The organism is Streptomyces sp. NPDC006450, assembly GCF_040612195.1.
Classification (GTDB): Bacteria; Actinomycetota; Actinomycetes; order Streptomycetales; family Streptomycetaceae; genus Streptomyces.
In genome coordinates this window covers 33,492-46,808 of sequence record NZ_JBEXPT010000020.1, presented here as the reverse complement: position 1 = coordinate 46,808, position 13,317 = coordinate 33,492, and the positions used below count along the sequence as shown (strand labels likewise).

At 68.7% G+C, this 13,317-nt stretch carries 13 protein-coding genes; 8 read left to right on the top strand and 5 right to left on the bottom strand.

What is annotated here, in order from left to right:
- Positions 1-291 precede the first annotated feature (291 nt).
- Positions 292-1,236: an AfsR/SARP family transcriptional regulator BagI/FevR gene (gene bagI / locus ABZY57_RS10075; RefSeq protein ID WP_356510068.1), complete on the top strand. Its 945-nt coding sequence runs from the start codon at positions 292-294 to the stop codon at positions 1,234-1,236.
- A gap of 150 nt (positions 1,237-1,386) precedes the next feature.
- On the opposite strand, the gene ABZY57_RS10070 is transcribed toward bagI, so the two are convergent.
- The 3 genes from ABZY57_RS10070 to bagM form a co-directional block, all read right to left on the bottom strand.
- Positions 1,387-2,472: a prephenate dehydrogenase gene (locus tag ABZY57_RS10070; protein ID WP_356510066.1), complete on the bottom strand. Its 1,086-nt coding sequence runs from the start codon at positions 2,470-2,472 to the stop codon at positions 1,387-1,389.
- A gap of 164 nt (positions 2,473-2,636) precedes the next feature.
- The gene (gene bagN / locus ABZY57_RS10065; RefSeq protein ID WP_356510064.1) at positions 2,637-4,130 is read right to left on the bottom strand and encodes a bagremycin/ferroverdin biosynthesis UbiD family decarboxylase BagN/FevL; all 1,494 of its coding nucleotides are present in this window, start codon (positions 4,128-4,130) and stop codon (positions 2,637-2,639) included.
- A complete protein-coding gene (bagM, locus tag ABZY57_RS10060) occupies positions 4,127-4,774 on the bottom strand; it encodes a bagremycin/ferroverdin biosynthesis UbiX family decarboxylase BagM/FevK (protein ID WP_356510062.1) in 648 nt (215 codons plus the stop codon). Before bagM ends, bagN begins: the two co-directional genes overlap by 4 nt.
- A gap of 60 nt (positions 4,775-4,834) precedes the next feature.
- On the opposite strand from bagM, the gene bagL reads away from it, so the two are divergent.
- The 7 genes from bagL (at position 4,835) to ABZY57_RS10025 (ending at position 10,881) form a co-directional block, all read left to right on the top strand.
- Positions 4,835-5,332, top strand: a complete 498-nt coding sequence (gene bagL, locus ABZY57_RS10055; RefSeq protein ID WP_356510060.1) for a MarR family transcriptional regulator BagL/FevM — start codon at positions 4,835-4,837, stop codon at positions 5,330-5,332.
- A gap of 95 nt (positions 5,333-5,427) precedes the next feature.
- Positions 5,428-6,792, top strand: a complete 1,365-nt coding sequence (gene bagK / locus ABZY57_RS10050) for a bagremycin/ferroverdin biosynthesis FAD-dependent oxygenase BagK/FevA1 (protein ID WP_356510058.1) — start codon at positions 5,428-5,430, stop codon at positions 6,790-6,792.
- 53 nt (positions 6,793-6,845) lie between these two features.
- On the top strand, positions 6,846-8,204 hold the full coding sequence (gene bagJ, locus ABZY57_RS10045; protein WP_356510056.1) for a bagremycin/ferroverdin transporter BagJ/FevB: 1,359 nt from the start codon (positions 6,846-6,848) through the stop codon (positions 8,202-8,204).
- A gap of 316 nt (positions 8,205-8,520) precedes the next feature.
- Positions 8,521-8,985 carry a hypothetical protein gene (locus ABZY57_RS10040; RefSeq protein ID WP_356510054.1) on the top strand — a complete coding sequence of 155 codons (465 nt, stop codon included), beginning with the start codon at positions 8,521-8,523 and terminating at the stop codon, positions 8,983-8,985.
- Between the two features lie 7 nt (positions 8,986-8,992).
- Positions 8,993-9,229, top strand: coding sequence for a hypothetical protein (locus ABZY57_RS10035; RefSeq protein ID WP_356510052.1), 237 nt, complete (start codon positions 8,993-8,995; stop codon positions 9,227-9,229).
- 540 nt (positions 9,230-9,769) lie between these two features.
- Positions 9,770-10,660 carry a RelA/SpoT domain-containing protein gene (locus tag ABZY57_RS10030; RefSeq protein WP_356510050.1) on the top strand — a complete coding sequence of 297 codons (891 nt, stop codon included), beginning with the start codon at positions 9,770-9,772 and terminating at the stop codon, positions 10,658-10,660.
- Positions 10,657-10,881, top strand: a complete 225-nt coding sequence (locus ABZY57_RS10025) for a hypothetical protein (protein ID WP_356510048.1) — start codon at positions 10,657-10,659, stop codon at positions 10,879-10,881. The genes ABZY57_RS10030 and ABZY57_RS10025 overlap by 4 nt, the downstream gene beginning before the upstream one ends.
- Positions 10,882-11,418: 537 nt before the next feature.
- Here the strand turns inward: ABZY57_RS10025 and ABZY57_RS10020 are convergent.
- Positions 11,419-12,720, bottom strand: a complete 1,302-nt coding sequence (locus ABZY57_RS10020; RefSeq protein WP_356510046.1) for a GNAT family N-acetyltransferase — start codon at positions 12,718-12,720, stop codon at positions 11,419-11,421.
- A 54-nt stretch (positions 12,721-12,774) separates the two neighbouring features.
- Complete coding sequence (locus ABZY57_RS10015) at positions 12,775-13,308, bottom strand: hypothetical protein (protein ID WP_356510044.1); 534 nt, start codon at positions 13,306-13,308, stop codon at positions 12,775-12,777.
- Positions 13,309-13,317: the final 9 nt, after the last annotated feature.

Sequence of the window (13,317 nt, the reverse complement as noted above, 5' to 3'; positions counted from 1 at the left end):
CGCCTCACCCGGAATCAGATCTGCGACGCGAGCTGCACCAGCCACAAGCTCCGTGCCGCACCAAGGAAGACCTCGGACCCGCTCGACTCGGTCGGACCGCTCGGCGATCTCTGCCGCCCGCCGCCGACCACGATCGCGATCACGTGCACGTGACCACGGGAATCACCGACTCCGCCTCGGAGGGCAAAAGAATCCTCACATGTTAGTTCTCACGTCATTTCCGCACATCATTACGGGGGTATCGATATGCGCTATGAACACGTTTTCAGAATACTGGGGCCGCTGCAGGTAATGCGCGGCGACGACCAAATCGAGATCAGCGGGATCCGCAGGCAGAAATTACTGGCGGCGCTCCTCCTCCAGGCGAACCAGGTGGTCAGCCTCGGCCGGCTGGTCGACGCGATGTGGGACGACAAACCGCCCGCGTCCGCCCACGGACAGATCCGCATCTGCGTCTCCGGCCTTCGCCGCCTGCTCCGGGGGAGAGAGCAGGACAGCGTGATCGAGACGCACCCCTCCTGCTACCGCATCAGGGTGCGTGACGACGAGTCACTGGACCTCTTCACGTTCGAGACGCTGGTCGCCCAGGGGCGGGCCATGGTCCGCGACAACCAGTTGGAGCGCGCCGAAGGGCTGCTGAAGTCCGCGCTCGCACTGTGGCGCGGCCCGGTCGCGGCCGGCCTCGACAGCAGGGCGCTGGCCTCGCTCGTCGTCGGGCTCAACGAGGACCGGCTGACGGTGAAAGAGGAGTACTTCGACGTGACGCTGAAACTGGGCCGCTATCAGCAGATCATCGGCGATCTGACCGCCTTCGTCGCCGAGAACCCCTTCCGGGAGCGCGCCTGCGCCCAGTTGATGCTGGCGCTGTACCACTCCGGCCGCCAGGCCGATGCCCTGGAGACCTTCCGCACCGCCAGAATGCGGTTCTCCGAGGATCTCGGCATCGAGCCGGCGCAGGACCTGCACGTCCTGCACCAGTCGATCCTGGACGGGCGGCTCTCCTTAACCGAGTCCCTTCCCAGGGACGTCCTCGCACCGCTGCCCCCTCGCTCACGCGGTCAGCAGGGCCGTACGTCCGGCGTCGCGCTGCTCGCACGGACCTCGCCGAACACCGTGGCGTCCGACCCGCTGGAACAACTGCGCCTGGAGAACGACCAGCTCCGCGTCGAGCGCGACGGGCTGCGGAACATCCTGTCGCTGTGGCTGAACTCGGACGAGTGCAATCCGGGAGCCTGAGCCCTGCCCGCCTGCCAACCGCCGCACAGCGAAGGCCGCCGTTCACGGCGGCCTTCGCTGTCGTCGTCGTCCGCCGGTCGAGCGGGCGCCGTCCGCGCCGTCCGGGCTCGCATGCGGCGCATCACCGGGACCCGGCGCCGCCGTTCGCCGTCACCGGCGGATCGACCAGCCGCGTTCCCGGAGGGTGGCGCCCAGGGCGTCGGCCGCCGCGGGTCCCACCATGAGCTGCACGAGACCCGCCTGCTGCCCGGTCGCGTGGTCGATCCGCACGTCCTCGATGTTGACCCCCGCGTGTCCGGCGTCCGCGAAGATCCGTGCCAGTTCGCCCGGCCGGTCACCGATGAGGACCGCCACCGTCTCGTACGCGGCGGGGGCCTCGCCGTGCTTGCCGGGCACCCGTGACCGGCCCGCGTTGCCCCGGCTCAGGATGTTCGCGATGCCCGCGGCTCCGCCGCGCCGCTTGGCCTCGTCGGCGGACTGGAGGGCGCGCAGTGACTCGACGGTCTCGTCGAGGTCGGCGGCCACGTCCGCGAGCACGTCGGCGACGGGCCCCGGGTTGGCCGACAGGATCTCGATCCACATCCGTGGGTCGGAGGCCGCGATCCGGGTGACGTCGTGGATGCCCTGGCCGCAGAGCCGTACGAACGTCTCGTCCGCGGATTCCAGCCGGGCCGCGACCATCGAGGAGATGAGCTGGGGGGTGTGGGAGACGAGGGCGACGGCCCGGTCGTGGGCGGCGGCGTCCATGACCACCGGCACCGCGCCGCAGAGCGCGACCAGTTCGAGGGCGAGGTTCAGTACCCCGGTGTCGGTGTCCGGCATGGGGGTGAGCACCCAGGGGCGGCCCTCGAAGAGATCGGCGGTCGCCGCGAGCGGGCCGGACGTCTCCTTGCCCGCCATGGGGTGCGTACCGATGTACGCGCCGAGGTCGATGTCCAGGTCCTCCAGCTCGCGCCGGGGACCGCTCTTGACGCTGGCGACGTCGATGTAGCCGCGCGCGATCCCCGTACGCATCGCCCCGGCGAGCACGGCGGCGGTGTGCGCCGGCGGTACGGCGACGATCGCGAGGTCGACACGGCCGGGCGGCGGCGCGTCACTGCCGGCGCCGAGGGCCGCCGCCGTCCGGGCCCTGTCCGGGTCGTGGTCGGCCAGATGGACGGTGACGCCGCGTCCGGCGAGGGCCAGGGCCGCCGATGTCCCGATCAGACCGGCTCCTATGACGAGGGCGGTCTTCACCGGGCGTTGTCCTCGGACAGGGCCGCCGCGGCGCCCACGCGGGGGAGGGCGTCGGGACCCTCGTAATGCTGCTCAGTGTTCACGTGCTCCGTCCAGGTTCGCGGAAGGCGGGCCCGGAGTCTTCGTGCGCTCACGCCGTGGCCCGCCCTCGTCCAGGTGTCGCGTCAGTCGTCCCAGTGGTCGAGGACCTGCCGGCGGATCCGCTCCGGGTACGCCTCGGCGAAGGAGCTGTGGGGGAGGCGGCTTCCTCCCGGGGCGGGCAGGAGCCCGTCGTGGAACACGATGGGGCCGGACTGGGCGGCGCGTTCCTCGCGGGTGTAGCAGTTCAGCAGGGGGTGGACGAAGCCGTACCACGCCTCCGCACGGTCGAGGGGGTGGATCCGGGTGGCCAGCGCCCACAGCAGGTCGGTGTCGTCGGCGGGGTCGATGTCGTCGTCCAGGACGAAGGTCGCCGCCGTGGCGCGACCCGAGTGGGATGCGGAGAGCACTTCGCCGATCCGGTGCGTGAACTCGGCCGAATCGACTCCTGGCAGTCGGTCGCGCCAGTCCTGCGGGACGGTGACCACCATCCAGTGCGATGCGGCGCGCAGCGGTGACCAGGCGGTGGTGACCGGCAGACCGGCGGCCCGAAGCTCCGCCAGTACCTCGGCCGCCTGGCCGACGCCGGTGACGGTGTGGAACTCGTCCACCGGCCGGCCCTCGGCCACCAGCGGCCAGATCGGGTCGTCCCGGTGGGTGATCGCTTCGACCGTGTAGACCGGCTGCATCGAAGTCTCGGTGGAGGCGTAGCCGGCGAACTCGCCGAACGGTCCCTCCCGCGCGTCGCGGCCGACGGACAGGTGCCCCTCGATGACGATCTCCGCGCCCGCGGGTACCTCCAGGTCCACCGTCTCGCATCGCACGACGTCGACCGGATCGCCGTACAGCGCCCCGATGTACCCGGCCTCGTCGACTCCCGGTTCCAGCGGGATGCCCCCCACGAACGGGATCGCCGGGTCCCCGCCCTGGACCAGCGCGTACGGCATGGGCTCGCCGATCGCGACCCACTCCTGCCAGATCATGCCGATGTGCTGCGCCGGTATCACCAGGCCGGTCATGTGCTTGCCGTCGATCAGCATGATGCGGGCGATGGACCAGTTGGTCCACCGGCCGTCCGGGGTCCTGGCGACGATGATCCCCCAGGTGTTGGCATAGCGTCCGCCGTCGAACTCGTGGACCCGGGGCACCGGGAAACGGTCGAGGGTGGCGTCGTCGCCCAACAGCACGTTCTGCTTGCAGGGAGCGTCCTCACGGGCGACGAGCCGGGGTGGTACCGGCGCCGCGTGGCGGGTGCGGGCCAGGTGCTCGACCAACTCGGCCGCGGTGGCTTCGGCGGGCAGCCCGACGGACAGGGCGACCCGGGCCAGCGGCTTGCCGGCCGCGGCACTGAGCGCGGCGGGTGCGCCGAACAGGCGGAAGCCCGGGGCGACGCCCGCCACGTTCTCGAACAGCGGCGCCGGTGACCGGCGTTCGCAGGAGAGACGGCTGATGGCGGCGGCCTCGAGGTCGGAGCTCACCGTACGTTTGACGCTCTTGAGGTCGCCGAGGGCTTCCAGGGCGTCGATGTAACCGCGAAGGTCTCTGAACCGGGTCACGGGGCTCGTCTCGGGGGCGGTCATGAACGGGAGCTCCTCTGCTTCGTGCCGTTGGGGCGTACCGGAGTGATGCTGGCCGCGGGGCCCAACCGGTCGGCCCTGGACCGCGGAAAGCCGTCCCAGCGCCGGGCTCCGGGGACCTCGATCCCGAACTGGTCGAGGACTCGGGCGACGATGTGGTCGACGATGTCGTCGACCGTGCCGGGCCGGTTGTAGAAGGCGGGCATGGGCGGCACGATGGCGGCGCCCATGCGGGCCAGCGCCAGCATGTTCTCGAGATGGATCTCACTGAGCGGGGTCTCCCGCGGCACCATGACCAGTCGGCGCCGCTCCTTGAGCGTGACGTCGGCGGCGCGGGCTATCAGCCCTTCGGCGTACCCGGCCCGGATGCCGGCCAGCGTCTTCATGCTGCACGGGATGACCACCATGCCGTCGACGGGGAAGGACCCGGAGGAGATCGCCGCTCCCTGATCGTCGGGCGAGTAGGTGACATCCGCCAGCGCGGCCACCTCGTGGGCACTGAGCCCGGTCTCCAGCTCCACCGTGGCGCGCGCCCAGCGGCTGAGCACCAGGTGCGTCTCCACCCGCGGGTTCCTTCGCAGCTCGGTGAGCAGTCGGACGCCCAGCACCGCGCCCGTGGCGCCGGTCATTCCCACGATCAGCCGCATCGCGCCCCCACCGTAACCTTCCGTGTACGGAATATCCTTGTACTGAATATACTGATCGGCATGACGAACACAACCCCCCGCCCCCGGCCACAACTGGAAGAGGCGCTGCCAAATCAGCTGCGCCGGGCCGGGCAGGCGTGGACGACGCTGTGGCAGCAGCGCCTGCCCGACCTGACCAGTCCTCAGTTCGCGGTGCTGCTGACCCTGGACGACCACGGCAGCATGGACCAGTCCGCGCTGGGAGCCCTGGCAGCGGTCGACCGCTCCACGCTCACGGTGCTGCTGGACCGCCTGAACGCGCGCGGCCTGGTGACCAAGGAGATGGACCCGGCGAACCGCAAGCGCCGCATCGTCGCCCTCACCGACGCCGGCCGCCGGCATCTGACCGCGGCGGTCGAGGAGGCCGGCCGGCTGCACGCGCAGGTGGAGGACCTGCTGGGCGAGCGCCGGCTGAGGGAACTGGTCGACATGCTCCGCGTCCTGGGCGACATGCAGGGACAGCCCTTCCCCGGCGAGTCCGCCCCCGGCCGACCGGAACCGGGGAGCCCGAACCGCTGAAACCCACCTCCCCTCAATAGAGGGATGGGCCCCCGAGGCTGCGGCTGGAAATGTGATCAGCGACCCGAGTGGGTCCACCTTGGGAGGGCTGACGCATGTACATATCCGCAACGGTGCAGGGGCTCTCCGGACGCCTCTCCGGCCCCGCGTGGGGACCCGGGGACGACGGATACGCAGCCGAGGTCGCGGGTTTCAACCAGATCGTGCAGCACCGGCCCGCGATGGCCGTCGGCGCCCAGGACGCCGAGGAAGTGCGCAAGGCCGTCCTCTTCGCGGCGGAGACCGGAATGCCGACGGCGGTCCAGGCGACCGGCCACGGACCCTCGCGCGCTGCCGAGGGGGCCGGACTGCTCATCAACACCCGCCGGATGACCAAGGTGACGATCGACCCCGTCGCCGGGGTCGCACGGGCGGAGGCCGGCGCGCGGTGGCACCAGGTCGTCGAAGCGGCCGCCGTCCACGGGCTCGCCCCGCTCAACGGCTCCTCGCCCCTGGTGGGCGTGGTCGGCTACACCCTGGGCGGCGGGCTGGCGCTGCTGTCCCGCGCGTACGGATTCGCCGCCGACCACGTCACCTCGGTGGAGATCGTCACCCCCGACGGACGGCCGCGAACCGCCACCGCGCAGCGCAACACGGACCTCTTCTGGGCGCTGCGCGGCGGCAAGGGCAACTTCGGGGTGGTGACCGCCATCGAGTTCGGGCTCTTCCCGGTGCCCCGGTTCTACGGTGGCGGGCTGTTCTTCCCCGGCGAGACGGCCGCCGAGGTCCTGCACGCCTGGCGGGCGTGGACCGAGTCCGTACCGCGCGAGACGGCCTCCTCGCTGGCGCTGCTGCGGATGCCGGACCTGGATCCGATCCCGGACTTCCTGCGGGGCAGGCTCGTGGTGCACGTCCGCATCGCCCACCTGGGACCGGGCGACGAAGGGGACCGGCTGGTCAGGCCGCTGCGGAAGATCGCGCCGGCGCTCGTGGACACGCTCGCGGAGATGCCCTACGAGCGCTTCGCGGACATCCACAACGACCCGGCCTTCCCCATCCCCTACGACGAGCGCTCCACCATGCTGCGCGAACTGGGCCAGGGCGCCGCCGACGACCTGCTCTCCCTCGCGGGCCCCGGCAGCGACTGCACGGACATCATGGTCGAGCTGCGGCACATGGGCGGCGCCCTGAGTCAGCCGCCCGCGGTGGCGAACGCGGTCGACCACCGGGATGCCGCCTTCTGCCTGTCCACGATCGGGCTGCCCGGCGGACGCCCGGCGCACGTCGTGGACGGCATGGCGCCGTGGGGAACGGGCCGCAGCTACCTCAACTTCCTCGCCGGTCCGCAGACGGCCCAGCTGGCCGAGCGGGGCTACGGACCCGCCACCTGGACGCGGCTGCGCGAGATCAAGACCCGCTACGACCCGGACAACCTCTTCCGGTTCAACCACAACATCCCGCCGCGCGCGAAGCGCTTCTGACCACCCGAAGAAGCGGATCCGGCGCACACCAGAAATTGGAAGGAAAAGCCTCGATGACGACCAACAGCGCGGTCCAAGCCCCACCGCAGACCGCACCCAGTGCGGGTTTGACCGGGCTCAGGCTCGGAGCGCTCTTCGGCCCCGTGATCTTCGGTGTGACCGCCGCGGGCGTGGCATTACCCGATGTCGCCCAGGCGATGGAGGTCCGTCCGGCCGTCGCGGGCTGGGTGCTGACCGCGCACGCCTTGGCGCTCGGCGTCGGCACCGCCTTCTTCGGGCGGCTCTCGGAGAAGTGGGGCGTGCGCAACACGCTCCTGGTGGGTTCGGTGTTCCTGGCCATCGGCGCGGTGCTGTGCCTGATCGCCCCCAACTTCGGCACCCTGATCGCGGGCCGGTTCGTCCAGGCCGCGGGCTCCGGCGCCATGACGTCCAGCGCACTCACGCTCGCCTCCGCGGCGGCCCCCTCACAACGCACCAAGATCCTGGGGATCTTCGGGGCTGCCATGGCTCTCTTCTCCTCCACCGCCACTCTCATGGGCGGCATGGTGACGGACTGGATGCACTGGCGGCTCACCCTCGTGCTGCCGGCGCTCTCGCTGCTGCTGGTGCCCTTCTGCCTGGACCTCGCGGCCACCCGCCCCGGCTTCGGCAAGGCCGTCGACCTGGTCGGCGGGATCCTGCTGGGCACGGGCGCGACCTCGCTGCTCCTGCTCATCCAGGCATCGTCCCTGGACCTGGCCACCCCGCTGGTGATCGCACTGGCCGCGCTTCTGGTGCTGTCGGTGGTGGGCCTCGTGATGCACATCGGCAAGCGGCCCGACGGTTTCGTACCGCGCCAACTGGCGACCGACCGCACCTTCCTGACCGCAGCTCTGGTCGGTCTGGGCGGTTACGCCGGGCTGTTCGCCGCCATGTACGCGGTGCCGCAGATCCTCACCTTCAAGTACGGCTGGGACGTGTTCGCCATCGGCGCATGGCTCCTGCCGGGTGCGATCGTCGGCGCGGTGGCCGCGCGGGTGGCCAGCAAACTCACCGCCAGCAAGGGCGGCAGCCTGCTGCTGACCGGGGCGGCCGTGAGTTCCGCGGTCTTCCTCGGACTGGTCGGCGTCGTCGAAGGCGGCATCGTCATCATGCTGATCGGCACGTCCATGGGCATGGCAACGTTCGCGGCCACCCAGGTGCTCACCACCGCCGTACTCTCCAGCCGCCTCGAACCCGCCCAGCGCGGCGGGGCCATGGGCGTGCTCAACCTCCTCTTCTTCGTCGGCGGCGGCATCGGCTCCGCCGCCACCGGAACGCTCTCCGAGCACATGGCCCTCACCAGCGCACTCGCCGTCGTCGCGGTCCTCCCCCTGCTCGCGGGCCTGACCGCCCTGCTCCTCCCCCCTGCCGTGCCCCAACAGGAAGCCTGACCCAGCCCCCACCGCCCCCGGGTACGCCCCACCGGGCCTCCAACCCACCCGGGGCACAGCCCCGCTGGACACCGGGGCCCGCACGAATCGACGAAGCTCCTGGCAGCCGGGCCCTCAACGCGAGACCACCCGCCCTGCCAGGAGCTTCGCGCCACGCAGTGCACACGCAGGAACGGCATGTGCGGGCGGTAGTTACGGCTGGTCAGCATGCCAATCTGTTGATCACTCTTCGTAGTGGACTGCCCGTCGGGGCAGAACTCCGAGTCGATGAGAAGCGTTCCCTTCCGACAGACACACTCCGCCTGAAGGGACACCGATGGGCAAGCTCTTAGCAGCCCGGATCCTCACCGCTCTCGCTACGACGGCCGGGCTGGCCGTCCTACCTCCCGCCGAGGCTCACGCCGGCGCCATCGGCTCGACACCCGTCACCGGCTTCGACTACCAAGTCGGCGGTGTCACCATGAAGGTTCCGACGGGCTGCATGTTCACTCACATCGTCCGCGGAGAAGGCAGGAAGATCACGTACCAGAACGCCGGCGTCGACTGCGGATTCGTAGGGGCCCTGAATTCAGGCTTCTGCAACTGGCGCATCGACTTCACCTACGCGGACACCGACAACAAGACCTACCGCACGTCCCGGGGCAAGACGCACACCGAGTGCGAGATCCACCCGATGCGCGACAACGCACCCCAGACGCTTCCTCGGTACGGCAAGGCGTGTGCGCACGTCAGCGTCAACGGGGTGCGCCGGGTCAGTCAGTGCCACCACATCACGCAGTGAGCCGCACATGACCACCCAGCCCTCGCCCGACGACGCTGCATGGGAAGCCAAGCTCCGGCGCGCCGGCCTGGCCGCCTTCCTCGTCGCAACGGCACTGTCCTTCGCGTTCTTCGCCTTCTTCCCGGGCCTCCCCCACGTCATCGACTGGGGCGCGATCATCACCTCGCTCGCCGTAGGCGGCCTGGCCCGCTGGGCACGGCAGGCCCACCTGACGAGAAAACACGCCACGCCCCCGCAGAGCTGATCGCACACCACGCCCCCGCTACTGCCGCGCTCGGAAGACAGAAGAGCCTCGGGTCTCGACCACGAAGCATCACCGGTCCGGACCGCGCACCAACTCGACCGTTTCTGAATCCCGGCGGGGGCGTGACGTTCACCTGACCGGCCAAGCCGCACCCGTGCCCGCTCCCGCACCGTGTGCGGGCATGAAAAAGCCCCAGGTCACGGCGAGTGAGTCCTGGGGCTAATCCGAGCCGCCTTCGGGATTCGAACCCGAGACCTACGCATTACGAGTTGTCCGATCACGGTTCAGGGTCGTCCGCTCACATCCGCCGCAACCGCTGATCCCCAGATCACAGGCGATTTCAGATGCCAGTATGCGCCCACAGACACCCTCGGAACCTCGAAGGTTCGAGACCAGAACTGAGACCCACCCCAACTCAGGCAACATCGGCAGCCTGACACCTGAGAGCGACCGCCGTGGCGCGCAGTTGCCCCAACCGGGGGTCCGTGAAGCACTTCAAATACCAGTCGAATGCCTTGATCCAGTGCTACAACGGTGCCCATGCCCCTGCCCTTCTCCAAATCGCAGATCGAACGGCTCGGGCGACGTCTGGTTGAAACGGCGTCGCCTTCCGATGCCGACCTAGATGATCTTGCCGTCTTGCTTGGCTCCTACGATGAGGTGCTTGCTAGCGCAAGCCTCCGGGTCGGCGAGCTCGGGTGCTCCCCGACCGGCCGCCTCAAGAACACGGGAACAGTCCTGGAGAAGCTCCGGCGCCACGGCGGCTCTTGGTTGAAGAGCATTCAGGACCTTGCCGGCCTACGTGTCGTCATTGATGGCGATCTGCACGACCAGGACCGTGTGGTTGAGGAGATCGAGGAAGCTTTCGCGAGCTGCCCGCGGTCACCCAAAGTTATCGACCGTCGCGCCGAACCTCGCCAGGGATACAGGGCCGTGCATGTTGTCGTTTTCCCTGAGGGCGTCCCGGTGGAGGTGCAGGTACGGACGCGGCCGCAACATTCGTGGGCCGAGGTCTTCGAGAAGCTGGCAGACCTCATCGGCCGTGAGATCCGCTACGGCGAGGCGTGGCTTGCTCCGGGTGAGTGGGAACTGGACATCCTGATGGGCCTTACACCCGAGGTCGACGCGATCGTTGAGCCGCTCCGGAAGAGTACGGACGAGCTCAGAGAGGTCTTGGAGGCCTTTGTTGACACTCTCCTTGACCAGAGCCGCGTCATCGCACTCATTGAGGCAGCGGAGACAGTTCAGATCCACTTGCCTGCCGGCACTAAGGAAGATATCTCCATGGCGCGGGACAAAGTGGACGACCAAATGGGTCGGATACGTGACCTGCTGATACTGCTCGAAGCTAGGCTGATGGACGTCCGCGCTGGCATCCAGCCGCTCAGTGCCCTTGTGAGTAGCTTCGCCCCTGGTAGCGTCGAAGCATGACCAATGTGCTTGTGGTTTACGACCGCGCTGCCGGCACCTTGGTGCGCGAGCTGGAGTTTACGCACCGTAAGGATGCGCTTGCAGAGCGGTTCCGCGTTGAGCGGGAGCACCGCAATCACCAGAACATCGAGGTGGTAGTGCTGACCGCTCGATCACGCAGCGATCTGCTTGAGACGCATGCCCGCTACTTCCGCACCATGGGCGGCCTGCTTGCCAGGTGAGAGGGCGCAAGAACAGCAGGCCCCGGACTCTCGTCCGGGGCCTTTTAGCTGGAGCACTCGGCTCGAACCTGCAACCTTCTTTCGTCAGACGCTGATGCCAGGCCGCCACGATCGATGTCGGGGTGTCTGTTCTGTCGATCAGGCCATACGCCCCGTTCGCGGGCACAGGGCGTTGCGCGAGCCCGCTCTTCGATGGTTGCGCTGGCCAGAGGTTGGCCACAGCCGTGATCATTCGGCATGTGCATCACCAGCCCTGGGCATTCTCGGAGGTGCCTGCCCTTGCGATGCCCTCACGTCAGATCAGGAGAGAGATGAGCATGGCTGAGCCCTCCGCGATTGCCCCCGACTAAGCTGGTCATCACCAGCCGACGAACGGGGAGTTGTCTGATTACCATCCGTAGGCGTCCACGGCGGTTTACGGCAACCCAAGCCTCCCCGCTCAGAGCGCCTGCCGGACGCCAGCGGCTGTCCGCACACGATCTCGGATCTAGGCCCAAACGAGCCCGCAGCTGAGACCCGATCGACCAGCCGTGTCCGTCAGCTGACCCAAATGCCACTGGGCGAGATGCGGCGTGCGAGGCTCCGGCCAGCATCGCTGATGGGGCTCGACCATGACACATCCACAACCTGGCACCCGAAGTCGTCAGCGAGTGCCTGCACGATCGTCGCGCCGACGCCTTGCCGCCGGTAAGCATCTGCGACCCATACCAAGCCGATCACCGGGCGCAGCGTGTCGTCCTCGTCGCCGTATGGGGACCCGTCGACCAGGTCCCAGTGGCGGTGCTTGCTGGTGTCGTACGCGTTCAGGTAGCCGATGACCGACCCATTGGTCTGCAAGAGGTACGCCCTCACGTTGTCCAGGGTCACCTCAGGCTCGCCCAGGTGGGACCACGAGGGGAAGTCGTAGTGGTTCTCCCTCTGTGGCAGCCGCGCCACCTGATACGCGAGCTTCCGCCACGCGACGGCTGATTGCGTTGAGACGACAGCCAGGTCGCCCCGCCATTCCAGGGTCTTGGGCACCCGGGCGCCAAACGCCCAAGCTGCGTGATCGCGAGCATGCGTCTTGCCGCCGTACTCGGCCTCACCCAGACGCATGCCACACGGGCACTTGTCGATGGCCGGCGTCTCCACGGTGAGGAACTGGATGGGTGCCGCGCCGTAACTGAGGTCCTCGCCTCTGGCACCTACCCACGGCCGGAGCGGTGCGTCATCGGCATCGACGTGCTCGGTCCAGCGGTCCACCCACCCGGGGTACCGCTCGGGTGATGTCTCACGCACCTGTTTCTGAGCGGGTGACAGCCTTGGGCGGACCCACACGCTCCCAGCGGTTGCCCGGCCATTGAGCTGCACTCCGCGCTCCTTGGCCTTCCCGCGAAGGAACTTGAGGAACACGTTGGGCGGTGGCGCGAAGTCGACGCCGCGAATCAGCTCCCGCTCTCCGGGAGCAAGCCAATCATCGACCGGAAGCACCAGCCGGTCAGCAAGCGCATGGAGTCCGCTGTAGTCGTGATCGAGCTCAGCTATGCGCAGGGCCGCGACCGCAGCTTCAACGTAGGGGAACTGTACGTACAAGGTGACCCAACCCGGGCCACCTCCCCAGGAGAAGCCTTCCGAGTAGCCGTCGTACCAGATGCAGTCGATGGACGCGCTGCGCACCCTGTCAACGGCATCTACGTAGGCGACGGGCAGCTCGCGGGCTCGCCCCCGCGAACTCTCAGCCGTGACGTATCCATCGCGGTCAAGTTCGACCGTGGCATACCAGCGGGAAGGCCGGACACGTATCTTCCGCGAGCGCCAGCTACGTGGCTCAGGATCGAGGTGGATAGTTCGCTCGGTCATACGCTCCACTCCGTTGCTCTAACCAAATCAGTCAGTGTGGGCCCACCTGCTGCTTCAAAGCCCTGGCGGGGTCTGAGCTCCCGGCAGCGGATCGACAGGAGGAGGCGATCGGCGCAGGACCGCCGGGATGTTGAGGAAGGTCATCTTGATGAGCTCCACGAACCGCTGCTCGCTCAGCTTGTCGTCATGGCGCAGCTGAAAGGCGCCAATCGTTCCCACCCCGAGCAGGGAACCCACAATGACGAGCGGCACGGTCCACGGGGCGGCTACGAGGCTCGCGCCCACCGTGACTGCCGCCGTTGCGACGAAGGCAACGAGGTAGAACGACCCGCTAAGCCATGCCCCGCCATGTCCCCGCTCCGGCTGGTGCGCCACCTCCCGGTGCGCCCTGAGCACGTCGTCGACCTTGGCTCCGCTGATCTGGCGAACACGGCCCCGTTTGTCGATGCGAATTCGGCAACCCTCCACACCGCAGACGCCGCGCCTATTTCGCTCCATGCCCCTGCCGTTGGGGCGGGCACTCTGCGGCACCTGATGCACGCGGCAATAGCGGGGCTGTTCCTCGGCTGCAGACCGTCGCCATCTCATGGACCCATC

Excerpts from the sequence above, each read along its gene's own strand:
- bagI (WP_356510068.1), top strand. The coding sequence starts at position 292 with ATGCGCGGCGACGACCAAATCGAGATCAGCGGGATCCGCAGGCAGAAA.
- bagN (WP_356510064.1), bottom strand. The coding sequence starts at position 4,130 with ATGACCGCCCCCGAGACGAGCCCCGTGACCCGGTTCAGAGACCTTCGC.
- bagM (WP_356510062.1), bottom strand. The coding sequence starts at position 4,774 with ATGCGGCTGATCGTGGGAATGACCGGCGCCACGGGCGCGGTGCTGGGC.
- bagL (WP_356510060.1), top strand. The coding sequence starts at position 4,835 with ATGACGAACACAACCCCCCGCCCCCGGCCACAACTGGAAGAGGCGCTG.
- bagK (WP_356510058.1), top strand. The coding sequence starts at position 5,428 with ATGTACATATCCGCAACGGTGCAGGGGCTCTCCGGACGCCTCTCCGGC.
- bagJ (WP_356510056.1), top strand. The coding sequence starts at position 6,846 with ATGACGACCAACAGCGCGGTCCAAGCCCCACCGCAGACCGCACCCAGT.
- ABZY57_RS10040 (WP_356510054.1), top strand. The coding sequence starts at position 8,521 with ATGGGCAAGCTCTTAGCAGCCCGGATCCTCACCGCTCTCGCTACGACG.
- ABZY57_RS10035 (WP_356510052.1), top strand. The coding sequence starts at position 8,993 with ATGACCACCCAGCCCTCGCCCGACGACGCTGCATGGGAAGCCAAGCTC.
- ABZY57_RS10030 (WP_356510050.1), top strand. The coding sequence starts at position 9,770 with ATGCCCCTGCCCTTCTCCAAATCGCAGATCGAACGGCTCGGGCGACGT.
- ABZY57_RS10025 (WP_356510048.1), top strand. The coding sequence starts at position 10,657 with ATGACCAATGTGCTTGTGGTTTACGACCGCGCTGCCGGCACCTTGGTG.
- ABZY57_RS10020 (WP_356510046.1), bottom strand. The coding sequence starts at position 12,720 with ATGACCGAGCGAACTATCCACCTCGATCCTGAGCCACGTAGCTGGCGC.
- ABZY57_RS10015 (WP_356510044.1), bottom strand. The coding sequence starts at position 13,308 with ATGAGATGGCGACGGTCTGCAGCCGAGGAACAGCCCCGCTATTGCCGC.